The sequence below is a fragment of the Mycobacterium sp. IDUB_3 genome (assembly GCF_055419585.1).
The window spans coordinates 2,207,129-2,230,979 of sequence record NZ_JBVAXZ010000001.1; the positions used below are offsets into that span (position 1 = coordinate 2,207,129).

The following is a 23,851-nucleotide window of genomic DNA, read 5'->3' on the forward strand; positions in this document are numbered from 1 at the left end:
CGGCGCCGCGGCGAGTTTGTCGGACCACCGCAACCAGCCCGCACGCGACAGATGGGCGATCAGGAAAAGGTTGTCGGTGCGCAGCCCGAGGTACTTGCCCCACCGCTCGGCCCCGGTCACGGCCTGGCCGTGTAGCACGCTGATCGGCGGATCGAAGGTCTTCAGCACGGACAGGGCGGCGATGTCGACCCTCCCGATCGTCAAGCCGACGGCGTGGCGCCGGAGATGGTCGACCAGCGCTTCGATCTCGGGTAGTTCGGGCACGGTCTCAGTGTGCCGGTCGCAGCAAATAGGTGTCCATGATCCAGCCGTGCCGGGCGCGGGCTTCGGCTCGCAGCGAAACGATGCGGGGACCCACCTCGCCGATCGTGCCCGCGATGAGCAGTTCGTCGTCGGTACCCAGGTAGGCGCCCCACCAGATTCGCGTGTCGGGCGGGCATACCTGGAAGGAGCAGTCGGCGTCGAGCATCACGACGGCGGATCCCACGGTCGGCCCGTGCGTGCGCAGCTGGCGCCCGGTGGTGATCAGAACGGGCTCGCCGACCTCGTTGAGCGGGATGCGGTGCCGGGCGGTCAGCGCCTGCACGGCGGTGATACCCGGGATGACGTCGAAGGTGAAGTCGACCTGTTCGGCCACCACGTCGAGGATGCGCAGGGTGCTGTCGTAGAGCGACGGGTCGCCCCAGGCCAGAAACCCGCCGACATCGTGCGGGCCCAACTCGGCGGAGATGGCGTCGGCCCAGATCTGCGCGCGGGCGGCGTGCCAATCCGCAACCGCGTCCCGGTAATGGGCGTCCTCAGCCCGCTTGGGGTCGGGCAGCTCGACGAAGCGGTAGCCCGGCTCGCGGATGAAACGGCCGCAGATCTCGCGTCGCAGCGCCACCAGATCGCTCTTCTGCTCGCCCTTGTCCATCACGAAGAACACCTGGGTGTCGTTGAGCGCCTCGATCGCCTGCACGGTCACGTAGGTGGGGTCGCCGGCACCGATGCCGATGACGTGAATGTGCCGGCCCACTTCGCCGCCTCCTGATGGTCGTTGCCCGTCAGATTGCCGAATCGCAACCTCCGGCATCTAGTCGGGACCGCAAGTACCCAGTACCATGGGTACCGTCTGAAGCACCCAATGGAGGGACGCCAGCGATGACCACTCCGGTGAAGCCAGGTGGGCCAAGTCGTGAAGACTTCTCGGACCGATTGCTGAAGGGCTCGGTCAAAAAGTCCTACGAACCCGTCGTCGACATCGACTGGGACGCCCCGCTGGACCCGGACAAGTTCTATCTGCCGCCCCGGCTGGTGTCGCTCTACGGCACGCCGATGTGGGACGAGATGACCCGCGAGCAACAGATCGAGCTGTCCCGGCAGGAACTGGTCAACACCCTGTCGGCCGGGATCTGGTTCGAGAACATGCTCAACCAGGTGCTGCTGCGCACGATCCTGCACGAGGACCCGACCAGCAGGTCGACGCATTACAAGCTGACCGAACTGGGCGACGAGACCCGCCACATGGTGATGTTCGGCAAGGCGATCGAACGCATCGGCGCAAAGCCGGTGCGCCCCAAGCTGTTTCACCGAATGATCATCAATGCGCTGCCGTTTGCGTTTCAGCGCGGCTCGATGCTCTGGGTGGCCGCCCTGATCGGTGAGGAAATCTTCGATTCGCTGCAGCGACAGATGATGGACGACCCGGAGCTGCAACCAATCATCCAGCGGCTCATGCGCATTCACGTCACCGAAGAAGCACGCCACATCCAGTTCGCGCGCGACGGTGCCCGCAAGCGCGTCGTCGAGATGCCGCGGTTCAACCGCTGGTTCATGGCCAACATCAACGGGCTGGGCGGCTACTTCTTCAACTACCTGTTCAGCAATCCCGTCCCTTATGCACGAGCGGGTCTCGACCCCAAGCGTGCCCGGAAGGTTGCACGCACCAGTCCGCATCGTCGCGACACACAGGTGGCCGGGTTCGCGCCGCTGGCGGCGTTTTTGACCGAGGTCGGCCTGATGGGCTCGATCGCACGCCGCGGCTGGAAGCGCAGCAGGTTTCTGTGACACAGCCGCGGGACCGCGCCGAGCGCCGCTCCCACATCGCCGTTCTCGGGGCGGGCGCCCGCGCTCAGAGCGCCCAAACCGCCTTGCTGGCAGCCGGTTTCACCGACCTGGTGATGCTGGACCGGCCCACCCAGGACGCGCGCTTTGACGACGAGTCCGAAACCTGGCTGTTGACCACGACCGAGGGTGACCGAACCCGCGCCGATGTCGTCGTCGCCGCCGACCACCCGGTCCAGCGGCCCTGGCTGCCCCGCATTCCCGGGCGCGACGAGTTCGGTGGCGCGGCGTTTCACGCCGCGGCGTGGGAGTCCGGCTTCGTTCCCTCCGGCAAGCACCTCGCGGTGGTCGGCACCGACGCCGCGGCCGCTCATCACCTCGGGCGGCTGGCCCGGGCGGCCGCGTCGGTCACCGTGTTCGCGCACGCACCGCGTCGCGTCGTGACCGACATCCCGGCGTGGCCCGCCCGCGCCACACGCTGGCTGCGCCGCACGCCGGCCGCAGGGTCCCGGGTCACCATCGCCGGGTCCGCGATCCAGGCGGTGACCGCGTCGGGCGTGCGCACCGCCGACGGTGCCGACCACCGCGTCGACGCCATCATCTACGGCACCGGCTTCTTCATCCCCGAGGACACCGGCGACGAGGCCCTGGCCGGCGCGGCCGGGCTGACCATCCGGCAGGCCTGGCACGACGGCATGGAGCCGTTCTGCGGGGTGGCGATTCGCGGGTTCCCCAATTACTTCTTTGTCACCGGTCCCGATCCGGACGCCCAGGCACGCTACGTCGCCGAGTGCCTGAAAGTCATGAAGCGCACGGCCAGTGGCCGCATCGAGGTGCGCGCCAGCAGCCAGCGGGTGTTCAACGAGCGCGCCCTGTTGCGACCGGCCGAACCTCCCCCGCCGGCGTCCGCCTTCGACCTCTCGGCCAGCGCGCCTGCCGGTGAAGACACGTACGACGGCGCCGCCACGCTGGAAATCGCCGGCGCCCACCACCCCGTGCGGGTCCGGCTGACCGGTCACCTGGACCCGATCGACGGCCGCTACCACTGGCAGGGAACTCTGTTTGGTTCCCCGTCGGGACCCGTGTCCGGCGACATCCTCAAGCAATCACGGACGGGCACCTTGACGGTCGGCGAACGCAGCGCGCCGGCACGCATCGTCGAACAGACACCGTGGGGGACGCATTCGGTCGCCGGAGTGGGTGCTCCCCCCTACGCGCTGAGCAACCACTGAGCCGACATGAGCGCCGGGCCGGCGGGGCGCGCGGCGCGCGGGAGATGCCTTTGCGCAGGTTAACCCCATGTTTCCGACATACCGGAAAGTTTGGCGGCGGTCACCGCGTGGTAACCCCGGTGGAAGCGCGTGCTGGGCATTCGACTCCATAGCGTGTCGGGGGTGGGGTTCCTCGACTCCCCGACGGATGCGGGAGGGGGGCGCATGGTGCTTTCATTGCGGGCTTGCGGCATGGATTTGCTTGGATCCGGATCGCGGCCTGCGGGTTCCGGCTGTGTTGAGGTCGGTGGTTCGCGAAGTAGACTTTTGCCGCTGAGAGCGGATACTCAAGCAATCGGCCCGGCATGATGCGAGGAGCGGGAAATGGAACCGGACGCCAGGACCGAACTGGGATGAGCCCTGTGGCCGTTGCGATGCGGACGGATGACTCGGTTGCCGTTCTGACCGTCGACGGGGAGCTTGATGCCGCCCACTCGACCGCAGTTCGCGAACGCATCCTCAAGGCCACGCTGGACGAGGCCGCCGCCGTGATCGTCAACGTCTCCGGGCTCACGGTGCACACCGAATCGGCATGGGCGGCCTTCATGGGCGCGTACTGGCAGGCCGGCAGCGCCCCCCACATTCCGATCGTGCTGGTGTGCACCAACCGGGCGACCCGCGAGGCGATCACCAATAGCGGTGTCACCCACATCATGCCGGTCTACGCAAGCGAGAAAGCCGCGCTGAAGGCGCTCGGCCAGAACAGCCGTCGCCCGGCGCGGCGCGCCGATGTGCAGCTGCCCGCGGACCTGACCAGCCTGCGAGAGTCACGGCGCCTGGTCCGCGAGTGGCTCACCACATGGTCGCAGTCCAAGCTGATTCCGGTGGCGCTGGTGGTGGTCAACGTGTTCGTGGAGAACGTGCTCGAACACACCGCCAGCGTTCCGGCGGTCCGCATCGAAGCGCAGGGCACGACGGCGACCATCGCGGTGTCCGACGCGAGCAACACGCCCGCGGTCCGACTGCCGTCGCCGAAGAAGGGCATCGACGTGTCCGGGCTCGCGATCGTCGACGCGTTGTCGCGAGCGTGGGGCAGCACGCCCACCTCGTCCGGGAAGACGGTGTGGGCGGTCATCGGTCCCGAGAACCAGCTCTAGCCTAAAACCCCTAGTTCGGCGACCCGGTCGTCGTCGCGCGATCTGCCGGTTGTGCTGAAACTAGAACACGTTCTAGTGTCGAGTGACGACCCCTTCAGGAAGGCAGATGACGTGCGGTTTACCTACGCAGAGGCGATGACGGACTTTAGGTACTACATCCCGCTGGCCAAGGCAGCCGAAGCGGCCGGCTACGACGCCATGACGATCGCCGACAGCATCGCCTACCCCTTCGAATCCGACTCGAAGTACCCCTACACCCCGGACGGCAACCGCGAGTTCCTGGACGGCAAGGAGTTCATCGAAACCTTCGTGCTCACTTCGGCATTGGGCGCGGTGACCACGAAGCTGCGGTTCAACTTCTTCGTGCTCAAGCTGCCCATCCGACCACCGGCGTTGGTGGCCAAGCAGATCGGGTCGCTGGCCGCGATGACCGATAACCGGGTGGGATTCGGCGTCGGCACCAGCCCATGGCCCGAGGACTACGAGTTGTTGGGCGTCCCGTTCGCCAGGCGCGGCAAGCGGATGGACGAATGCATCGAGATCATCCAAGGCCTCACCACGGGTGACTACTTCGAATTCCACGGCGAGTTCTACGACATCCCCAAGACCAAGATGACGCCGGCCCCCACCAAGCCCGTCCCGATTCTGATCGGCGGTCACGCCGACGCGGCGCTGCGGCGCGCGGCTCGCCTGGACGGCTGGATGCACGGTGGCGGCGACCCCGAGGAACTCGACCACCTGCTGGCGAAGCTCATGAAGTTTCGTGAAGAGGCCGGCAAGACCGGTCCGTTCGAGATCCACGTGATCTCGGCCGACGCCTACACCGCGGACGGCATCAAACGGCTCGAGGACAAGGGCGTCACCGACGTCATCGTCGGCTTCCGCATCCCGTACATCAAGGGCAAGGACACCGAGCCGCTGGACAGCAAGATCCGCAACCTGGAGATGTTCGCCGAGAACGTGATCGCGAAGCTTTAGCGGGAAGCCTTACAGCACATCCCATTTCGGGGCGCGCTTCTCCCGGTGCGCCATCGCGGCCTCGACCGGGTTGTTCGTGAAGCCGCTCAGGATCTGGGTGCGGTTCTCGATCTCGATGGCATGGCGCAGGCTGGGCGCGTCCAGTGCGGCGTTAAGGCCAATCTTGGTCTGCCACACGCCGTATGCGTTGTTCTCGGCGATCGAGCGGGCCAGCTTGAGCGCGGCCGGCATCAGCTCATCGGGGGCTACGACCTCGTGAACCAACTTGATGCGATAGGCCTCCGCCGCGTCGATGATGCGACCGGTGAGCATGAGTTCGCGCGCCACCCCGGCGCCGACGATCTTGGGCAGCAGATAGCTGGTGCCCATGTCCATCGACGAGAACCCCGCCTTGATGAACACCGAACCGAACCGGGCCTGCTCGGAGGCGACCCGGATATCGCAGACCAACGAGAACGCCAGCCCACCCCCGACGGCGACACCGTTCACCGCGCCGATCACCGGAATGTCCATCTCGTAGATCCGGGTGTACAGGTTGGCCAGCCGGACCTGGGCGTCGTAGTTGACCTTGAACGCCGGGGTGGTCGGCTTGTTCTGCGTCCAGGGCTGCCCGGTGCCGCTCAGATCGGCGCCGGCGCAGAATCCGCGTCCGGCACCGGTCAGGATCGCCACCCGGTACTCACCGTTGTCCAGCATGTCCAGGGCCTCGTGGACGCCGTCGATCAACGACCCATCGATGGCGTTCAGGCGCTCCGGCCGGTTCAGGGTGATGCAGGCGATGTTGTCTTCGAGACGTTCCAGTGTCACTGCAGGCATAGGGGAACCGTAGGCGACGTCGCTATTCAGCGACTGGGCATACCGTGGTTTTGCCACCACATCGAAGGAGCAGCCATGGCACGAACCGACGGTGACTCGTGGGACCTGGCCAACAGCGTGGGCGCCACCGCCACCATGGTGGCCGCGGCCCGCGCGGCCGCCACCAAACGCCCGCAGCCGGTCATCACCGACGAGTTCGCCGAGCCGCTGGTGCGCGCCGTCGGGCTGGACGTGTTCACCAAGCTCGCATCCGGCGAACTCGATTCGATAGACCTGGAGCAGGGCGTCGAATTCTCTCGGATGTGGACACATTCGCTGCCCGAGCCCGGTTTTACGACGACTATTTCGCCGCGGCCGGGCAGGCCGGGCTGCGCCAGGTGGTCATCGTGGCATCGGGTCTGGACTCGCGGGCCTACCGACTGCGGTGGCCGGCCGGGACGACGGTGTACGAGATCGATCAGCCGGAGGTGATCGCGTTCAAGACGGCGACGCTGGCCGAGATCGGTGCGGCCCCGACCGCCGAACTGCGCACCGTGGGTGTCGATTTGCGCGACGACTGGCCGGCGGCGTTGCAGGCGGCGGGCTTTGACCCCAATCAGGCGACGGCGTGGCTCGCCGAGGGGGTGCTGATCGGGTTCCTTCCGCCCGAGGCCGAAGTTCGGTTGCTCGACGCCATCATTCCGTTGTCCAGCGAGGGAAGCCGGCTTGCCGCGGACTTCGGGACCGTCGCCCCCACGACGCCAGAGGGGCAGGAACAGGCCCGGCTGATGACCGAGGGGTGGCGACGGCAGGGTCTCGATCTGGACATCCCCGGCTTGTCCTACCCCGGCGAGCACACCGACGTCGCCGCGCACCTGGCGGCAAACGGGTGGGATACCACCACATTTCGGCTCGCCGAGCTGTTCTCCGCCGCGGGCCTACCGGAACTGGGGCCCGCCGAGCATCAGGTGCCGGCCGACACGATCAGCTTCGTCAAGGCGGTACGGCTGTAGCGAACACCGGTCGTCACCGCGACCGCTTGGCCAGCCACTCGGCCTGCATCACCAGCAGGGCCATGACCTCCAATTGCGGTGTCTGCGGGTCGAGTTCGCGGTATCGCTGATAGACGTTGACCACGACGCGTTCGGCGTCCAGCCACGTGGCGTACTCGCCGAGGTCGATGGTGTCGGCGGCCTCGGCCCACGACAAGCCCCGCTGGTAGGCCGCCTCGGCCTGTTCTGCGACGTGCACGAGATAGCCACGCACCGCGCGGATTCCGTCCGGATCGGTGACGGGGCCATGGCCGGGCACCACCGTGGGTGCGTCCAGCGCGATCATCGAGTCGCACGCCGCGACCCAGTTGGCGATCGGGCCGGCCCACACGATGGGTGTGCAGCCGATGAACAGTAGGTCGCCGCCGAACAGCACCCCCGCGTCGGGCACGTGCACCACCGAGTCGGCGGCGGTGTGCGCGGGACCCAGATTCAGCACGTCGACCCTTCGCCCGCCGACCTCGACGGACAGGTTGCGCTCGAAAGTCTGGTCGGCGTTGCGCAGCGTGATGTTGCTGAAGTCGAAGTGCCCGAAGCGTTCTCGCGTGTACGGGGTCGCCACCGGCCCCAGGTTGGCCGTTTGCGCCATGGCCAACATCTCGGGCGCCATCCCGTGCTCGATCTCCTCGGCGGTGCCGTGCGCGGCGATGATGCGCACCGACGCGTCGAGCAGTTGGTTGCCGTGGGTGTGGTCGCCGTTGGAGTGGGTGATCACCGCGTCGGTGATGGGCGCGGACCCCGTGATGGGCCGCATCGCGGTGAGCATCTCGCGAGTCAGCGCCAGATCGAACAGGGTGTCCACCAACAGGGACGCGCCCTCGCCGGCGATCAGCCCGGCGTTGCTCCACCCGTAGCCACCGTCCGGCAGCGTCCATGCCCACACCCGGTCGGCGACCCGGTGCAGCCCGCGCGTGTAGGGCACCCGGGCCGGCGCCCGGTTGACCCGCGGCGCGGCCGGCGCCGCATCGGGATTGGGCCGCGCGGCCAACGCGTGCGGCGCACTGCTCGCGCGGACTGTTTGCCGGGTCTCCCCCAGGCCCTGGACCTGGAGCGTGACGACGTCGCCGTCGTGCAGCCAGCCGGGAAACGATTCCAGCGCAGCGGGATTGAGGTGCTCGACCAGTGTGCAGGTGGGCACCGTTCCCGAGCCGATGACGTCGCCCGGATTGAGGGTGACGCCGCGCGAGGCGTAAGAGATGACTTCACCGAACGTCCAGTCCATCTGGGCCGTCGACCCCGTACCGATCACGGTGTCGTTGACCAGGGCGGTGACCTGCAGGTCCAGCTTGCCAGGATAGGAGGGGTGGCGGTACGGCTCGAGCTCATCGGGCGTCACCAGGTACGGACCCAGCGTGACACCGGTGTCCTTGCCCTTGCCCTGCCCGATACCCAGCTGGCTTTCCATCTGCTGCAGGTCGCGCGCGGACCAATCGTTGAAGATGGTGTAGCCGATGATCGCCCGTTCGGCCTGTTCGACGGTGAGATCCTTTCCGCCCGTCCCGATCACCGCCGCGATCTCCAATTCGAAGTCCTGCCAAGCACTTCCGGGCGCCGTCCACGCGTCGTCGTAGGGCCCTAAAACGGTTGCCGGACAGGCGAAGTAAAACGCGGGGACGCGGTACCAGCTGTCGGCGAGCAGCCGCCCGGCGCCCAGCGCGGCTTGGCAGTTGCGCATGTGGTCGAGGAAGCACAGGGAATCCCGGATCGACGGCGGGCGCGGGATGGGCGCCAGTAGGCGCACGTCTGCGAGCGGTACCGTCGCCGCCGGGGTGCGTTGCGCCTCCTCCCCCGCTTGCCGCAGTCCGTCAGGGCCCCGCGCGATCAGGTCGAGCAGCGTCACTCCCGCCGGCAACGTGTGAATGGTGTCCCCGGATAGGACCCCGACCCGCTCGCCGTCATCACCTTGGTAGGTAACCCATTTCACTCGCGTACCACCTCACTTGCGTCCTTGTCCGGTCGTAACCCCCGCCAACTCGATTGGCGCAGCCGATCATCCGGGGTCCATTCGCTGTACCGCACCTCCCCGACCAGAACCGGCTCGACGTACGTGACGCCCCGGGCTTCGCTGCGGGGCAGCGGTGGCTGGAAGGGGGACGCGTCTGTGTGCAGCGGCGCCAGCGTCTTCTTCAACTTGGTCAGGTCGCGTTCGGTGAACCCGGTGCCGACACGGCCCGCGAAGTGCAGGCCATCGCCGGTGGGGATGCCCATCAGCAGTGAGCCGATGCCGCTGCTGCGTCCGCCTTCCCCGGCCTTCCAGCCGCCGATGACGACTTCCTGGGTGTTCCAGTGCTTGTCCTTGATCCACGACGACGAGCGCCGGCCGGGCTGGTAGGTGGAGTCGCGCCGCTTGGCGATCACCCCTTCCCAGCCGCGCTTGCCGGAGTGCTCCAGCGCCTGCGCGCCGTTGCCGGGCAGCAGCTCGGGAACGATGAGATCGCTGCCGGCGCCGAGCATTTCCAGCACCTTACGCCGGTCTGAGTAACTGGCCCGCAGCAGCGAGCGGCCGTCGAGGTACAGCACGTCGAACGCCCAGAATTCGACGCGCGAGCCTCGACCGCGGTTCTGCATCTCATGGAAGTTGGGCACACCCGAGGAGTCCAGGACGACGGCCTCACCGTCGAGGATCACGTGGTGCTCTGCGAGATCTTCTGCGAGCGAACGTAGTTCGGGATATTCGCCAGTGACTTCGCGGCCGCGCCGAGACCGTACCCGGATGGCGCCGTGGTCGGCCTCGATCAACAGCCGGTAGCCATCCCATTTTCCTTCGAACGCCCACTGGCCCGCCTTCAGCGCCGTCACCGAGCCATGGGTGGCCAGCATGGGGGCGATGGTGTCGAAGTCGAAGACCTTCTGATCCTTCATCCGGTGCGCCAGCCACTGGTCGCCGTTGGTCTGAATCAGTGCATAGCGTCCGGAGATCTTGCTGCCGTGCAGATTAACGATGACCTCGTCGTCAAGGAACTTCTCGGCCTCGTAGGTTCCGGCGTCCCAGATGATCACCTTCCCGGCGCCGTACTCCCCTTTGGGGATGGTGCCTTCGAACCCGCCGTATTCCAGCGGATGGTCCTCGGTGTGGACCGCCAGGTGGTTCACCGAGGTCGTTTCGGGCAGGTTCTTCGGCACCGCCCAGGACACCAGCACGCCGTCGCGTTCGAGCCGGAAGTCATAGTGCAGCCGGCGGGCATGGTGTTCTTGGATGACGAAGCTATTACCGTGTTCTGTAACGGGTTTCGCAGCGGGGACCGGCTCAGGGGTTTTCGAAGCGTCGCGCATGCTGCGGTATTTACTCAGGCGATCGGGGACCGGTGCATCCTCGTCCAGAGGTGCCAGCAGATCGCCGTCGCGGGCGACCCGGCCCAGCACCTCGTCATAACGCAGCTGGCGCAGCGAGGGGTCGTCGAGTTCCTCCCAGGTGCGCGGCGCCGCGACGGTGGGTTGCTCACGTCCGCGCAGCGAGTACGGCGCGATGGTCGTCTTGGCACCGTTGTTCTGACTCCAGTCCAGAAAGATCTTTCCGGCCCGCAGGCTTTTGGTCATGGTCGACGTCACCAGTGTGGGCATCGTCTTTTCCAGTTGTTGCGCAACGCGTTTGGCCAACACTGTCGCGCCCTTACTGCTCACCGGCTCCTGCAGTGGCGTGTAGAGGTGCAGGCCCTTGCTGCCGCTGGTGAGCGGATAGGTGGTCAGCCCGATTCCGGTGATCAGGTCGCGGACGGCGCGCGCCACTTCGGCCAGTTGGGCCATCGTGACGCCTTCACCCGGGTCGAGGTCGAACACCAGGCGGGTCGCCGGACCGGGTTTTAGTTCCTCGGCCCGGCTGCGGGTCCACTCGGCGACGAAGCGCCACTGCGGTACATGGACCTCAAGCGCGGCCTGTTGGGCGATCCACGCCAGCCCGTCGACGCCGTCGATGATCGGATACGTCGTCGTTCCGGATCTATGCGTCACGCTGGCGCGCGGCAGCCACTCGGGCGCCGACGAGGCCAGTTGTTTCTCGAAAAACGATTCCTCCTCGACGCCGTTGGGCCAGCGCTTGCGCGTTGCCGGCCGCCCGGCGACGTGCGGGCTCATCACCTCGGCGATGCGCGTGTAATAGTCGAAGATCTCGCTTTTCGTGGTTCCGGTGGCGGGATAGAGCACCTTCTCGGCGTTGGTCAGTTTCACCCGCGGTGCCATGTTGTCAAACTACGCGTTTCGCGCGTGTTAACCGCTTTGACCACGGTTAATCATCAGATCGCCAGTTTATTTTGTGACATGACCCACGAACACGTTGATTGGCGACCGGCCCGGGGCACAGACACTGAATGTTTGACGTAATCCCCTCCCCGTGGCGTCGAAACAGCGGCGTCCCACTCAGCGACGCGACCCTCCGACTGCATTCCCGGAGAATCGACGTTCCAACCTACGACCGGTCATCCCTCGGTCGCGGAGTCGTCCACATCGGTGCGGGCAACTTCCATCGCGCGCACCAGGCCGTCTACTTCGACGACCTCGCCCGCTCGGGCATCTCCGATCGCTGGGGGGTTACCGGCGTCAGCCTTCACTCCCCGGACGTCAAAGACTTGCTGTCGGCACAAGACGGGCTGTACACCGTGGTGCAGCAAGGACACGATCGCCAAACCGCCCGCGTCGTCGGGTCGATCGGCTCCGTGCACTACGCACCGAACGACGGGGCAGCCGTCCGCGCCGCCCTCGTAGATCCGCAGACCCGCATTGTCAGCCTGACCATCACCGGCAACGGATACTTCCTGAACCCCGTCACCGACGAGTTCGACGCCGACGATCCCGACGTGCGCGCCGACCTCGTCGCGTCCGGAAACTACGCCACCGCATGGGGGTACCTGGCTGAAGCCCTGCACCGGCGCCGCCACGCCGGCATCGCGCCGTTCACCGTGCTCTGCTGCGACAACATCCCCGGCGACACCCAGCCGGCGAGGACCGCGCTGGTGTCGTTCGCCGCTCTGAAGGACCCCGGGCTGGCCCGCTGGATCGACACGCATGTCGCGTTCCCGTCGACGATGGTCGATCGCATCACCCCGCAAACCTCGAAGTCGGAGCGGCAATTCGTCGAGAAGACGTTCGGCGTCGCCGACAAGTGGCCGGTGGTGACCGAACCGTATTGCCAGTGGGTGATCGAGGATTCGTTCAGCAATGGGCGACCGCCGCTGCACGAGGTCGGTGCCGAGTTCGTCGCCGATGTCAGCGACCACAAGCTGATCAAGACCCGGCTTCTCAACGGAACCCATATCGCGCTCGCGTGCCTGGCCATCCTTGCCGGTTACCAGCGCACCGACGAAGCGATGCGGGACGGCATCATCGTCGATTTCGTCGAGAAGCTGCTGCGCGACGAGATTCAACCGCTGCTGCCCCCGGTTCCCGGGATGAACACACCCGAATACCGGCGCACGTTGCTCGATCGGCTCAGCAATCCCCGAATGAGTGACCAGCTGACTCGGCTGGCCCGCCGGGGAACCAGCAAGATCGCGACGTTCGTGCTGCCCTCCCTGCAGGAGGCGATCGCGCAGGGCAGGCCACACACCCTGTTGATGTTGGCGGTCGCCGGATGGGCCCGCTACATGCGTGGCCACGACCTCCAGGGGCGAAAGCTCCGCCTCGAGGACTCGCAGGCGATACCGGTGGCTAGGTTGGCCAACATGGCAAGCAGCAATCCCGATCCGCTGCTGGGGCACGAGATGTTCGCGGAGGTGCGCGCGGTCCCCGGTTTTGCGGAACGTTTCGGCGACATGATCGCCGACATCGACGCGCGCGGTGTGCTGCCCACGCTGCGCGACGCGTTGCGGCACGACCAGCGGGAGTTGGTGGCACGATGACGGGCTTGACCTTCGTGCGCGAATTCGACCCTGCGCCGCTCACCACCTTGCTCTGCGACGCCGATGACAACCTGTTCGGGTCGGAGAGGCCGGCGTTCGACGCATCGACCGAGGTGACCAATCGTTTCCTGGCCAGGTTCGGCGTGACCGCCCCGCTCAGCTCCGAGGAGTTGCGTAAGCGCGCCGTCGGGAAGAACTTTCGTACCACGGCCCTCGACTTGGCGGTGCAATGCGAAGTTCCGCTTGACCAGACATTGGCCCAGGGCCGCCCCGCCGCGGTGGTCGCGTCGGCCGGTGACGTGGCGAGCGGCAATGCATTGTGCGCCGACGAACTCGAGCAGTGGGTGCGCGACGAGCGTGAACGGGTCACCGCTCACCTGGCTGTCACCTTGACCCCCGATCCACAGGTGCTCGAACCGCTGCGCGAGCTCGCGGCGCGCTACGCACTCGCGGCCGTGAGCTCCAGCGCCACCAAGCGTCTGCGTGCCTGCTTCACCGCCACCGGCCTGGACTCGCTGATCTCGGAGGCGGTGACCTTCAGCGCGGAGGATTCTCTGCCGGTGCCGACGAGCAAGCCCGATCCGGCGGTGTATCTGCATTGCGGCCAGGTACTGGGCGTCGCAGCCGAACAGGGACTGGCCATTGAAGACTCGGTGGCCGGCGTGAAGTCCGCGGTGGCGGCCGGCTATGCCACCGTCGGCAACCTGATGTTCGTGTTGCCGGACGAACGGGAATGCCGCCGTGCAGAGTTGATCGAAGCCGGCGCAGTCGCGATAACCGATTCGTGGCGTGCTCTTGCCGATGTCCTGTTGTCGTCGGCCGTGCCGGCCGGACGTTCCCCGCACCCGTAGGACGTCGACCTCGCAGTAGCGATCCGGGCTGCGACCCGGGGAGGAGGTGGCCACGATGGCCAGCGCGACCAATCTGAACAACGCGATCGATCTGAACAATGCGTCGCTCTCCGAGCTGCCGATCGACGCGCCGAAATACGATCGGGGCAGCGTCACCGTCGGGATCGCGCATATCGGCGCCGGTCACTTCCACCGGGCGCATCAGGCCGTGTACATCAATCTGCTGCTGCAGCAAGGTTTGGCGTACGAGTGGGGCATTTGCGGGGTGGGTGTGATGCCCGCCGACTGGACCATGCGCGACGTCCTCAACGGTCAGGACGGGCTGTACACGCTGATCTTGGAGAACCCCAACGGCAGCCGCGACGCCCAGGTGATCGGCTCGATCATCGACTACCGCTACGCCCCGGACGATCCGGATTCGGCTTTGGAGGTGCTGGCCGCCCCGTCCACCCGGATCATTTCACTGACCATCACCGAAGGTGGCTACCGCGACCCCGATGGGCCCGCGTTCACCTTGATCACCGAGGCGCTCGCCCGGCGTCGCCAACGCGGGATCGCCGCGCCGACGATCGTCTCCTGCGACAACATCGAGAACAACGGCGAGGTCGCCAGACGTACCGTGCTCGCGAGCGCCGAACACGTGGATCCGGAATTGGCCGAGTGGGTGGCCGAGCACGCCCGGTTCCCGAGTTCGATGGTCGATCGCATCACTCCGGCAACGACTTTGGAGATGGCTGCGGAAGTGCGACGCGATTTCGGCGTCAACGACCGGTGGCCGGTGGTGGCCGAGCCGTTCACCGCCTGGGTGATCGAGGACGCCTTCGCCGACGGTCGGCCGCCGCTGGAGCAAGCGGGCGTGCTGTTGGTCGACGATGTGCGCCCGTACGAGCTGATGAAGCTGCGACTGCTCAACGCGGGGCATCAGTGCCTGGCCTACTTCGCCCATCTGTGCGGCTACAAGTTCGTCCACGAGGCCGCAAGCGATCCGTTGTTCGCCGAATTCCTGCTTGCCTACTTCGAATCCGAGGCCATTCCGACGCTCCCGCCGGTGCCGGGAATCGACCTGCACGAGTACGGCCGCACGTTGGTCGAGCGGTTTGCCAACCCGGCCGTGCGGGACACCGTCGCACGGCTGTGCGCCTATTCGTCGGATCGCATCCCGAAATGGCTGTATCCCGTCATCTGCGACAACCTGGCCAACGACGGCCCGGTTCGGCTGGCGGCGGCGGTGGTGGCGAGCTGGGCCCGATACGCCGAGGGCGTCGACGAGTGGGGCAACCCGTACGAGGTGTTGGACCAACTGGCCGACTCGCTCATCCCGATCGCCAGGTCGCAGCGCGAGAACCCCACCGTGTTCATCGAGATCACCGCGGTGTTCTGCGATCTGGCCCATCAGCCGCGCTTCGTCGAGGCGTACCTCTGGGCGCTGGATTCGTTGCACAGCAAGGGGGCTCGCGCGACGCTGGATGCCTTGGTGCGATGACCCGCGGGCTGGTGATCGGCGAGTCGCTGATCGATATCGTCGGGAGCGACGAGCATGTCGGCGGCAGTCCACTCAACGTCGCCGTCGGACTCGGCCGACTGGGCCGCCCAATCGACTTCCTGACCTCGATCGCCGACGACCCGTATGGGCGGCGCATCGTCGACTACGTCGAAGCCGCAGGGGTGCAACTGGTTTCGGAAAGCCGGTCTGCGCAGCGCACACCGACCGCACGGTCGACCATCGCGGAAGACGGGTCGGCCGACTACGTGTTCGACCTGGACTGGTGGCTCTCCGGAACGCCGCCGGTCGCCCCGCCGCTCTTTGTCCACACCGGATCGATTGCCGCCGTACAGGATCCGGGCTGCCTGGCGGTCGCGGCGCTGATCGACACCTATCGAGTCTCGGCCACGGTCACCTTCGACCCCAACGTTCGGCCGTCGCTGATCGCCGACCGGGAACTCGCCGTCGAACGCATCGAGCACCTCATCGAGCGCAGCGACATCGTGAAGGTCAGCGAGGAAGACCTGCATTGGATCGACCCCGCTCACCCGCCCGAGCAGATCGCGCAAATGTGGCTGCGATTGGGTCCGGCCATCGTGGCGGTGACGATGGCCGACCGGGGCGCCGTGGCCTTCTGTGCGGCCGGCGTCGCCCGGGTGCCGACGCGCGCGGTGCACGTGGTCGACACCGTCGGCGCCGGTGACTCGTTCATGGTCGGTCTGCTCGACGCGATGTGGGAATCGGGATCGCTGGGCGGCGACCGTCGCGCCGACTTGCGCGGGATCACAGTAGACGCGCTGACGACGGCGCTGGAGGCGGCGAGCCTGTCCGCGGCGCTGACCGTCGCTCGCGCCGGAGCCGACCTGCCGGATCGGGCCGCGCTGGACGCGGCTTCGCAGGACTAGGCGCATACCCCGGAAGTCGAAAGCCCGCGTGGACAATCCCAGGTCGTAGCCCTGTCGTGCTGTTTTGCCACCGGACCTACGGGCATACTGACTTGCATGCGCTCCATCTGGAAGGGTTCCATCGCGTTCGGGCTGGTGAACGTCCCGGTCAAGGTGTACAGCGCCACCCAGGACCACGACATCAAGTTCCACCAGGTGCACGCCAAGGACAACGGCCGCATCCGCTACCAACGCGTGTGCGAGGTCGACGGCGAGACCGTGGAATACCGTGACATCGCCCGGGCTTACGAATCCGACGACGGTCAGATGGTCATCATCACCGACGACGACATAGCCACCCTGCCCGAGGAACGCAGCCGCGAGATCGAAGTGCTGGAGTTCGTTCCGGCCAGCGAGGTGGACCCGATGCTGTTCGACCGCAGCTACTTCCTGGAGCCGGACTCGAAGTCATCGAAATCCTATGTGCTGCTTGCCAAGACGCTTGCCGAGACGGATCGGATGGCGATCGTCCACTTCACCCTGCGCAACAAGACCAGGCTGGCGGCCTTGCGCGTCAAGGACTTCGGCAAGCGTGACGTGATGGTGATCCACACCTTGTTGTGGCCCGACGAGATCCGTGATCCGGACTTCCCCATCCTGGACAAGAAGGTCGAAATCAAGCCGGCCGAACTCAAGATGGCCGGTCAGGTGGTGGAGTCGATGGCCGAGGAGTTCAATCCCGACCGCTACCACGACACCTACCAGGAACAACTACAAGAGCTGGTCGACGCCAAACTCGAAGGCGGAGAAGCGTTCACGACCGAGGAGCAGCCGAAGCAGCTGGACGAGACCGAGGACGTCTCGGATCTGCTCGCCAAGCTGGAGGCCAGCGTGAAGGCGCGTTCCGGCAACGGCAAGGCGCCCGCGAAGAAGACCCCGGCGAAGAAGGCCCCCGCGAAGAAGACGGCCGCCAAGAAGGCTCCGGCCAAGAAGGCGGCCTCGAAGGCGTCGTCGAAGTCTTGACCCGCCGTCGGGTCAGCGCCTGCGGGTGGCCAAAAAGCGGGTCAGCGCCGCCACGATGTTGATGACGGCGACCATAATGATCAGGGTCAGCGCCGCACCCCAGATCCGCAGGAAACCCGCGTGTTCGGGGTTGGTGAGCTCGGTGTAGATCAACAACGGCAGTGACGCCATGTTGCCGTGGAAGATGTCGACGTTGATCGAGCGGCTGTAGCCGACCAGCACCAGCACCGGTGCGGTTTCGCCGATGACCCGCGCGATGGACAACAGGATGCCGGACACGATGCCGGGCATCGCGATCGGAAAGACGATCCGCACGATGGTCTTCCATTTGGACACGCCCAGCGCGTAGCTGGCCTCGCGCAGGTCGTCGGGCACCAGCCGGAGCATCTCCTCGGCCGAGCGCACCACCACCGGCAGCATCAGCAGGACCAGGGCCAGCGACACCGCGAACGAACTCTGCTGAAAACCCAGGGTGGCGATCCAGAGGCTGAAGATGAACAGCGCCGCCACGATCGAGGGGACGCCCGCGAGTACGTCGACCATGAACGTCGTGAGCCGCACCAGACGCCCGGTTCCGTATTCCACCAGAAAGACCGCGGTCATCAAGCCCAGCGGCACGGCCAGGGCCGCGGCGACCCCTGCTTGCACCACCGTGCCGTAGAGCGCGTGGTAGACCCCGCCTGCGAACTCTTCGGGCAGGATGCCGTGCAGCGAATGGGTCCACCATTCCGACCGCGTGACGGCGTACCAGCCACGTTCGACGACGATCCACAACACCCAGATCAGCGGCACCAGCGCGACGCAGAACGAGCTCAGGAAGAAGACCGTCGCGGCGCTGTTGGTGATCCGGCGCCGGAAGCTCAGCGGCTTGAACACCTCGACCTTGACCGGCCGGTCCAGCGCTTCGGCCGTCACGAGCGCCGCTCGTTGCCGTAGCCGGTCATCCGTTCACCTTCCCGCCGGCGATCGCGCGGGCGAGCGCGTTGACGACGAACGTCAAGACGAACAGCGCGAATCCAGCCGAGATGTATGCCCCCGTCGGCAGCGGCGAGCTGAACTCCGCGGCCGCCGACGCGATCTTCGAGGCGAACGTGTAGCCGCCGTCGAACAGCGACCAGTTACCCGGGCGGGCGGCCGAACGCAAGATGATCAGCACCGCCACGGTCTCGCCCAGCGCGCGGCCCAACCCCAGCATCGAGGCCGCAATGACGCCGCTGCGGCCGAAGGGCAGCACGGTCATCCGCACCACCTCCCATTTGGTGGCGCCGAGCGCCTGCGCCGCCTCCATCTGGATGTGCGGGGTCTGCCGAAACACTTCGCGCGAGACGGACGTGACGATGGGCAGGATCATCACCGAGAGCACGACACCGGCGGTGAAAATGGTGCCGCCACCGGCCAACGACACATTGCCCTGCTTGAACAGGAACAGCCAGCCCAGGTGGCGGTTGAGAAACGCGGCCACCGGCTCGAGCTGGGGTGCGAGCACGAAAATTCCCCACAGCCCGAAGATGATCGACGGCACCGCGGCCAGCAGATCCACCACCGCGCCGAAGGGGCGGGCCAGCCGCTTCGGCGCGTACTGGGTGAGGAACACCGCGATACCGACCGCGACCGGAACGGCCAGCACCAGCGCGCTGAGCGAACTGAGCACCGTGACCATGAGCAGGTCGCGAATGCCGAACGCCAGCTTCGCCGGGTCGCTGGTGCTGAACTTGGCGCTGGTGAAGAAGTTCGCGTGGTTGACCCGCAACGACGGGACGGCGCGCAGCAGCAGGAAAACGGCGATCAGCAGGATGGCGACCACGATCGTCGAACCGGCGGCGGCCGCAACCAACTTGAACAGTCGATCAGCGCGCCGCCCCACGTGTTGACTCAGCGCCGTTAGTGCCGGCTTCTCGGTGGTCGACGGGCTGATGGCTGTTCCTCGTGTCACGACCACCTCAGGTTATGTGATGGCGTTGATGGAAGCAGACAACCTCGCCTTGAACGCGTCAGGGATGGGGATGTAGCCGTTGTCTGCCAGGCCGTTCTGCCCGGCACCGATGGTGCTTTGCAGGAATGCCTTGACCGCCGTACCGACCTGGGCGTCGGGATACTTCGAGCAGACGATCTCGTAGGTGGCCAACACGATCGGGTAGGAACCGGCCTGGGTCGGCTTGTAGAAGGACAGCGTGTCCAGCACCAGGTCATTGCCCTGGCCGGCGATCTTGGCTCCAGCAATCGTCTTGCCCACCGAATCGGCACTGATCGACACCGCATCCGGGCCGGCCGAGGTGACGATCTTGGCCATGTTCAGTTTCTGCGCCTGAGCAAATGACCACTCGTTGTAGGTGACGGACCCCTCGGTCGCCTTGATCGCGGCGGAGGTGCCGTCGTTGCCCTTCGCCCCCTCGCCGACGCCGCCCTTGAAGGACTTGCCGGCGCCCCTGCCCCACGCGCCGTTGGAGGCGGCATCGAGGTACTTCTGGAAGTTGTCCGTGGTGCCGGATTCGTCGTTGCGGAACACGACGTGAATCGGCTCGCCCGGCAAGGCGGCCCCCGGGTTGAGCGCCTGGATCGCGGGGTCGTTCCATGTCGTGATCGCGCCGTTGAAGATCTTGGCGGCCGTGGCGCCGTCCAGGCTCAGTGAATTGACGCCCGCGACGTTGTAGGTGATCGCGATCGGGCCGAAGACCACCGGCAGGTTCAACGCCGGCGAACCGCACCGCTGTTGCGCGGCGGCGTACTCGTTGGCCGCCAGCGGCGAGTCGGAACCACCGAAATCCGTTTGCTTACCGTTGAATTCGCTGATTCCCGCGCCCGACCCGTTGGCGGTGTAGTTCAGCGTCTGGCCGGGACAGGCCTGCTCGTACGCGTTGACGAACCGCGTCATCGCGTTGGCCTGAGCCGTCGAGCCGCTCGCCTTGAGGGCCTTCTTTCCGCCACAGCTCACGTTGCCCGACGAGGAGCCGCTGGTTGCGCTCGCGCCGGTCCCGTTGTTGTCGCTTCCGCATGCCGACAACGCCAGCGCGCCGGCGCTAACGACACTCAGCACGGCGCCAAATCGGTTGAGTTTCAATTCGCTTCCTTACGGTAGGGATGAAACAAGATCGCCGCCGGTCGGTAGCGGTTGCGTCCGACCAGCCGTCTCGCAGCCACGAAGCTAACAGTAACAAGGTGAACGTTGAGCAAATTGTTCGGCGCTCGCCGCTGAACGCGGTGACTCCGGGCGGCGACGTGCGCGCGAGCCGGACTCGACGGCGCTTCGGCCCGCCACGACAGCAAAGAATATTTGTTGGGTTTCACGCCGCCCGTGGGTGCCGTCTCACGTTATGAGATGGCGTTGATGGACTCCGCCAGCCGTGACTTGAATGACGCGGGTACCGGGATGTACCCGTTGCCGGCCAAGCCGTTTTGTCCATCGCCAATGGTGCTCTGCAGGAACGCCTTTACCGCGGCGCCGACCTTGGGGTCGGGATATTTCGAGCACACGATCTCGTAGGTGGCCAACACGATCGGATAGGAGCCGGGCCGAGTCGGCTTGTAGAACGAGTAGGTGTCGACGACCAGGTCGTTGCCCCGCCCGGTCAGGGTGGCGCCGGAGATCGTCTTCCCCACCGACTCCGCACCGATCGACACCGGGTCCGGGCCGGCCGAGGTGACAATCCTGGCGATGGCCAGGTTCTGCGCCGACGCGAACGACCATTCGTTGTAGCTGATCGATCCTTCGGTCGCCTTCACGGCCGCCGAGGTGCCGCCGTTGCCCTCGGCGCCCTCGCCGACCCCGCCGTTGAACGCCTTGCCGATGCCCCGGTCCCACACGCCGTCGGAGGCGGAGTCCAGGTATTTCTGGAAGTTGTCCGTGGTGCCGGACTGGTCGCTGCGGAACGTGACGTGGATGGGCTCGGGGGGCAGTGCGGTGCCGGGGTTCAGCGCCCGGATGGCGGGATCGTTCCAGGCGGCGACCGCGCCCTTGAAGATTTTGGCGGTGGTGGGGCCGTCCAGGATCAGCGAGTGGACGCCCGCGACGTTGTAGGTGATCGCGATCGGGCCGAAAACCACCGGCAGGTTCCACGCCGGAGAACCGCATCGGGCCTGGGCCGCGAAGTATTCGATCGGGGCCAGCGGTGAGTCCGAACCCGCGAAATCGGTTTGATTACCTGTGAATTCACCGATGCCCGCACCCGAACCGTTGGGGGTGTAATTCAGCGTCTGGCCGGGGCAGGCCCGCTCGAACGAGCTGACGAAGCGGGTCATCGCGTTGGCCTGGGCGGTCGAGCCGCTGGCCTTCAGGGTCTTCTTTCCGCCGCAATCGACCGGGGCCGCCCCGCTTCCCCACGCCCGGGTGTCGTTGCCCCCGCATCCCGACAACACCAGCGCACCGGCCGTCAGGACACTCAATGCGGCACCAAATCGGTTGCGCCTCAAGTTACTTCCTCACGGTGAAGACCAGACATGATCGTCGCCGTTCAGCTAACAGCACCAAGGTTAACGGCGGGCGAATGGTCGCCCGGCGCGGGTAGGACCCGGCGCCCGTGTTCGTGCCCGCGCCCGGGGCCCCACCGCCACGCCCATATGCAAAAGTAGAACCTGTTCCAGAAATGCCCGATCCGAGACGGCGCGGCTTGCTACCGTGTCGGCTGACACTGAAATGAAGAGAGGCCGCCATGATCCTTGACAGGTTCCGTCTCGACGACAAAGTCGCCGTCATCACCGGTGCAGGCCGCGGTCTCGGGGCGGCCATCGCGCTGGCCTTCGCCGAGGCGGGCGCCGATGTCCTCATCGCCTCACGCACGGAATCCCAACTAGAAGCCGTCGCAGAACAGGTCCGGGCCGTCGGACGGCGCGCCCACGTCGTGGCCGCCGACCTGGCGCATCCCGAGGCCACCGCGGAGCTGGCCGCCAAGGCCGTCGAGGCGTTCGGGAAACTAGACATCGTCGTCAACAACGTCGGCGGCACCATGCCCAACACGCTGCTGACCACCTCGACGAAGGACCTCAAGGACGCCTTCACGTTCAACGTCGCCACCGCCCACGCGCTGACGCTTGCGGCGGTGCCGTTGATGCTGGAGCACTCCGACGGCGGCAGCATCATCAACATCACCTCGACCATGGGTCGGCTGGCCGGCCGTGGTTTCGCCGCCTACGGCACCGCCAAGGCCGCGCTGTCGCACTACACCCGGTTGACCGCCCTGGACCTGTGCCCGCGCGTTCGCGTCAACGCGATCGCACCGGGATCGATCCTGACCTCCGCCCTGGACGTCGTTGCCTCCAACGACGAACTGCGCGCGCCGATGGAGAAGGCCACACCGATGCGCCGTCTCGGCGATCCGATCGACATCGCCGCTGCCGCAGTCTATTTGGCGTCCCCGGCCGGAAGCTTCCTGACCGGTAAGACACTCGAGGTCGACGGCGGCCTGACCTTCCCCAACCTCGACATTCCCGTCCCGGACCTGTGACCCCCGATCGCTAAGGAGCTCGTCATGCCCATCCCCGTCGTCCAATTGGGCACCGGCAACGTCGGTATCCACGCCCTGCGCGCGCTCATCACCAATCCGGAGTTCGACCTGTTGGGCGTCTGGGTGTCCTCGGACGCCAAGGCCGGCAAGGACGCGGCGGAGCTTGCGGGACTCGGCGAGTCGACCGGTGTGCTCGCCAGCACCGATCTGGATGCCGTGCTCGCCACCGGGCCGCAATGCGCCGTGTACAACGCGCTGGCCGACAACCGGTTGCCCGAGGCGCTCGAGGACTACCGGCGCGTCCTGGCGGCGGGAATCAACATCGTCGGCAGCGGCCCGGTCTTCTTGCAGTATCCGTGGCAGGTCATCCCCGAGGAACTGATCAGGCCCTTGGAAGACGCTGCGCAAGAGGGGAATTCGAGCCTCTACGTCAACGGTATCGATCCCGGCTTCGCCAACGATCTGCTGCCGCTGGCGCTGGCGGGTACCTGCCAGAGCATCCAGCAGATTCGCTGCATGGAGATCGTCGACTACGCCACGTACGACAGCGCCGCGGTCATGTTCGACGTGATGGGCTTCGGCAAGCCGCTGGACGAGCTTCCCATGCTGCTGCAGCCCGGCGTGCTCAGCCTGGCGTGGGGTTCGGTGATCCGCCAAATGGCTGCGGGCCTGGGTATTTCGCTCGACGAGGTCACCCAGGACTACGTCCGCGTCCCCGCCCCCGAGGACTTCGACATCGCCTCGGGTCATATCGCCAAGGGCACCGCCGCGGCGTTGCGCTTCGAGGTGTTCGGCATGGTCAACGGTGAACCCGTCGTCGTCCTCGAACACGTCACCCGGCTGCGCGAGGATCTGTGCCCGGACTGGCCGCAGCCCGCCCAGGAGGGCGGCTCCTACCGCATCGAGATCACCGGCGAACCCTCGTATGCCATGGACGTCTGCGTGAGCAGCCGCAAGGGCGATCACAACCACGCCGGCCTGGTTGCCACCGCGATGCGCGTCGTCAACGCGATCCCCGCGGTGGTGGCCGCCCAGCCCGGCATCGTGACAACCCTGGATCTGCCGCTGGTCACCGGCAAGGGGCTCTACCTCCCGCAGTGAGGCC

Annotated in this window: 20 protein-coding genes and 2 pseudogenes; 12 read left to right on the top strand and 10 right to left on the bottom strand. The window is 66.5% G+C overall.

Going from position 1 to position 23,851, the window contains the following annotated elements; translation table 11 throughout:
* Window positions 1-21: 21 nt before the first annotated feature.
* A pseudogene (locus ACZYVJ_RS09670) lies at window positions 22-264 on the bottom strand (DNA-formamidopyrimidine glycosylase family protein); the annotation flags it as partial.
* Between the two features lie 4 nt (window positions 265-268).
* Window positions 269-1,015 carry a precorrin-6A synthase (deacetylating) gene (cobF, locus tag ACZYVJ_RS09675; protein WP_463830803.1) on the bottom strand — a complete coding sequence of 249 codons (747 nt, stop codon included), beginning with the start codon at window positions 1,013-1,015 and terminating at the stop codon, window positions 269-271.
* A 125-nt stretch (window positions 1,016-1,140) separates the two neighbouring features.
* Between cobF and ACZYVJ_RS09680 the strand changes: the two genes are divergently transcribed.
* The 4 genes from ACZYVJ_RS09680 to ACZYVJ_RS09695 all read left to right on the top strand — a co-directional run bounded on the left by ACZYVJ_RS09680 (window position 1,141) and on the right by ACZYVJ_RS09695 (window position 5,389).
* Complete coding sequence (locus ACZYVJ_RS09680) at window positions 1,141-2,046, top strand: AurF N-oxygenase family protein (RefSeq protein ID WP_463830804.1); 906 nt, start codon at window positions 1,141-1,143, stop codon at window positions 2,044-2,046.
* Window positions 2,043-3,275, top strand: a complete 1,233-nt coding sequence (locus ACZYVJ_RS09685) for a DUF4873 domain-containing protein (RefSeq protein ID WP_463830805.1) — start codon at window positions 2,043-2,045, stop codon at window positions 3,273-3,275. Before ACZYVJ_RS09680 ends, ACZYVJ_RS09685 begins: the two co-directional genes overlap by 4 nt.
* Before the next feature lie 392 nt (window positions 3,276-3,667).
* Window positions 3,668-4,411 (top strand): STAS domain-containing protein, encoded by a 744-nt coding sequence (locus ACZYVJ_RS09690; protein ID WP_463830806.1) that lies wholly within the window; start codon window positions 3,668-3,670, stop codon window positions 4,409-4,411.
* A gap of 111 nt (window positions 4,412-4,522) precedes the next feature.
* The gene (locus ACZYVJ_RS09695; protein WP_463830807.1) at window positions 4,523-5,389 is read left to right on the top strand and encodes an LLM class flavin-dependent oxidoreductase; all 867 of its coding nucleotides are present in this window, start codon (window positions 4,523-4,525) and stop codon (window positions 5,387-5,389) included.
* A gap of 9 nt (window positions 5,390-5,398) precedes the next feature.
* Here the strand turns inward: ACZYVJ_RS09695 and ACZYVJ_RS09700 are convergent, their stop codons facing one another.
* Together ACZYVJ_RS09700 and ACZYVJ_RS09705 are read right to left on the bottom strand one after the other, a co-directional pair.
* Window positions 5,399-6,205, bottom strand: coding sequence for an enoyl-CoA hydratase/isomerase family protein (locus ACZYVJ_RS09700; RefSeq protein WP_463830808.1), 807 nt, complete (start codon window positions 6,203-6,205; stop codon window positions 5,399-5,401).
* A gap of 26 nt (window positions 6,206-6,231) precedes the next feature.
* Window positions 6,232-6,444 carry a hypothetical protein gene (locus ACZYVJ_RS09705; RefSeq protein ID WP_463833092.1) on the bottom strand — a complete coding sequence of 71 codons (213 nt, stop codon included), beginning with the start codon at window positions 6,442-6,444 and terminating at the stop codon, window positions 6,232-6,234.
* On the opposite strand from ACZYVJ_RS09705, the pseudogene ACZYVJ_RS09710 reads away from it, so the two are divergent.
* A pseudogene (locus tag ACZYVJ_RS09710) lies at window positions 6,341-7,197 on the top strand (SAM-dependent methyltransferase). The gene ACZYVJ_RS09705 and the pseudogene ACZYVJ_RS09710 sit on opposite strands and share 104 nt — an antisense overlap.
* A 13-nt stretch (window positions 7,198-7,210) precedes the next feature.
* On the opposite strand, the gene ACZYVJ_RS09715 reads toward ACZYVJ_RS09710, so the two are convergent.
* Complete coding sequence (locus ACZYVJ_RS09715) at window positions 7,211-9,160, bottom strand: fumarylacetoacetate hydrolase family protein (RefSeq protein WP_463830809.1); 1,950 nt, start codon at window positions 9,158-9,160, stop codon at window positions 7,211-7,213.
* Entirely contained in the window at window positions 9,157-11,412 is a 2,256-nt protein-coding gene (locus tag ACZYVJ_RS09720; RefSeq protein ID WP_463830810.1) for an ATP-dependent DNA ligase, read from the bottom strand. The genes ACZYVJ_RS09715 and ACZYVJ_RS09720 overlap by 4 nt, the downstream gene beginning before the upstream one ends.
* A 128-nt stretch (window positions 11,413-11,540) precedes the next feature.
* Here ACZYVJ_RS09720 and ACZYVJ_RS09725 point away from each other — a divergent pair, with 128 nt between their 5' ends.
* From ACZYVJ_RS09725 to ku, 5 genes are all read left to right on the top strand, one after another.
* The gene (locus ACZYVJ_RS09725) at window positions 11,541-13,067 is read left to right on the top strand and encodes a mannitol dehydrogenase family protein (RefSeq protein ID WP_463830811.1); all 1,527 of its coding nucleotides are present in this window, start codon (window positions 11,541-11,543) and stop codon (window positions 13,065-13,067) included.
* Window positions 13,064-13,918 (top strand): HAD family hydrolase, encoded by an 855-nt coding sequence (locus ACZYVJ_RS09730; RefSeq protein ID WP_463830812.1) that lies wholly within the window; start codon window positions 13,064-13,066, stop codon window positions 13,916-13,918. Before ACZYVJ_RS09725 ends, ACZYVJ_RS09730 begins: the two co-directional genes overlap by 4 nt.
* Before the next feature lie 55 nt (window positions 13,919-13,973).
* Window positions 13,974-15,401: a mannitol dehydrogenase family protein gene (locus tag ACZYVJ_RS09735; protein WP_463830813.1), complete on the top strand. Its 1,428-nt coding sequence runs from the start codon at window positions 13,974-13,976 to the stop codon at window positions 15,399-15,401.
* On the top strand, window positions 15,398-16,306 hold the full coding sequence (locus tag ACZYVJ_RS09740; RefSeq protein WP_463830814.1) for a carbohydrate kinase family protein: 909 nt from the start codon (window positions 15,398-15,400) through the stop codon (window positions 16,304-16,306). The genes ACZYVJ_RS09735 and ACZYVJ_RS09740 overlap by 4 nt, the downstream gene beginning before the upstream one ends.
* Before the next feature lie 96 nt (window positions 16,307-16,402).
* Window positions 16,403-17,308, top strand: coding sequence for a non-homologous end joining protein Ku (ku, locus tag ACZYVJ_RS09745; protein WP_463830815.1), 906 nt, complete (start codon window positions 16,403-16,405; stop codon window positions 17,306-17,308).
* A 12-nt stretch (window positions 17,309-17,320) separates the two neighbouring features.
* Here ku and pstA read toward each other — a convergent pair whose 3' ends face one another.
* The 4 genes from pstA to pstS (ACZYVJ_RS09765) all read right to left on the bottom strand — a co-directional run bounded on the left by pstA (window position 17,321) and on the right by pstS (ACZYVJ_RS09765) (window position 21,715).
* On the bottom strand, window positions 17,321-18,223 hold the full coding sequence (gene pstA, locus ACZYVJ_RS09750; RefSeq protein ID WP_463830816.1) for a phosphate ABC transporter permease PstA: 903 nt from the start codon (window positions 18,221-18,223) through the stop codon (window positions 17,321-17,323).
* Window positions 18,224-18,248: 25 nt separating this feature from the next.
* A complete protein-coding gene (gene pstC / locus ACZYVJ_RS09755) occupies window positions 18,249-19,223 on the bottom strand; it encodes a phosphate ABC transporter permease subunit PstC (RefSeq protein WP_463832928.1) in 975 nt (324 codons plus the stop codon).
* Between the two features lie 30 nt (window positions 19,224-19,253).
* Window positions 19,254-20,366, bottom strand: coding sequence for a phosphate ABC transporter substrate-binding protein PstS (pstS, locus tag ACZYVJ_RS09760; protein WP_463830817.1), 1,113 nt, complete (start codon window positions 20,364-20,366; stop codon window positions 19,254-19,256).
* Between the two features lie 251 nt (window positions 20,367-20,617).
* On the bottom strand, window positions 20,618-21,715 hold the full coding sequence (gene pstS / locus ACZYVJ_RS09765) for a phosphate ABC transporter substrate-binding protein PstS (RefSeq protein WP_463830818.1): 1,098 nt from the start codon (window positions 21,713-21,715) through the stop codon (window positions 20,618-20,620).
* A gap of 239 nt (window positions 21,716-21,954) precedes the next feature.
* Here pstS (ACZYVJ_RS09765) and ACZYVJ_RS09770 point away from each other — a divergent pair, with 239 nt between their 5' ends.
* Both ACZYVJ_RS09770 and ACZYVJ_RS09775 read left to right on the top strand, forming a co-directional pair.
* Window positions 21,955-22,746, top strand: a complete 792-nt coding sequence (locus ACZYVJ_RS09770; RefSeq protein ID WP_463830819.1) for an SDR family oxidoreductase — start codon at window positions 21,955-21,957, stop codon at window positions 22,744-22,746.
* A 24-nt stretch (window positions 22,747-22,770) separates the two neighbouring features.
* Window positions 22,771-23,847, top strand: a complete 1,077-nt coding sequence (locus ACZYVJ_RS09775; RefSeq protein WP_463830820.1) for an NAD(P)H-dependent amine dehydrogenase family protein — start codon at window positions 22,771-22,773, stop codon at window positions 23,845-23,847.
* The last annotated feature ends 4 nt before the right edge of the window (window positions 23,848-23,851 follow it).

Excerpts from the sequence above, each read along its gene's own strand:
- ACZYVJ_RS09680 (WP_463830804.1), top strand. The coding sequence starts at position 1,141 with ATGACCACTCCGGTGAAGCCAGGTGGGCCAAGTCGTGAAGACTTCTCG.
- ACZYVJ_RS09690 (WP_463830806.1), top strand. The coding sequence starts at position 3,668 with ATGAGCCCTGTGGCCGTTGCGATGCGGACGGATGACTCGGTTGCCGTT.
- ACZYVJ_RS09700 (WP_463830808.1), bottom strand. The coding sequence starts at position 6,205 with ATGCCTGCAGTGACACTGGAACGTCTCGAAGACAACATCGCCTGCATC.
- ACZYVJ_RS09720 (WP_463830810.1), bottom strand. The coding sequence starts at position 11,412 with ATGGCACCGCGGGTGAAACTGACCAACGCCGAGAAGGTGCTCTATCCC.
- ACZYVJ_RS09725 (WP_463830811.1), top strand. The coding sequence starts at position 11,541 with ATGTTTGACGTAATCCCCTCCCCGTGGCGTCGAAACAGCGGCGTCCCA.
- ACZYVJ_RS09730 (WP_463830812.1), top strand. The coding sequence starts at position 13,064 with ATGACGGGCTTGACCTTCGTGCGCGAATTCGACCCTGCGCCGCTCACC.
- ACZYVJ_RS09735 (WP_463830813.1), top strand. The coding sequence starts at position 13,974 with ATGGCCAGCGCGACCAATCTGAACAACGCGATCGATCTGAACAATGCG.
- ACZYVJ_RS09740 (WP_463830814.1), top strand. The coding sequence starts at position 15,398 with ATGACCCGCGGGCTGGTGATCGGCGAGTCGCTGATCGATATCGTCGGG.
- ku (WP_463830815.1), top strand. The coding sequence starts at position 16,403 with ATGCGCTCCATCTGGAAGGGTTCCATCGCGTTCGGGCTGGTGAACGTC.
- ACZYVJ_RS09770 (WP_463830819.1), top strand. The coding sequence starts at position 21,955 with ATGATCCTTGACAGGTTCCGTCTCGACGACAAAGTCGCCGTCATCACC.
- ACZYVJ_RS09775 (WP_463830820.1), top strand. The coding sequence starts at position 22,771 with ATGCCCATCCCCGTCGTCCAATTGGGCACCGGCAACGTCGGTATCCAC.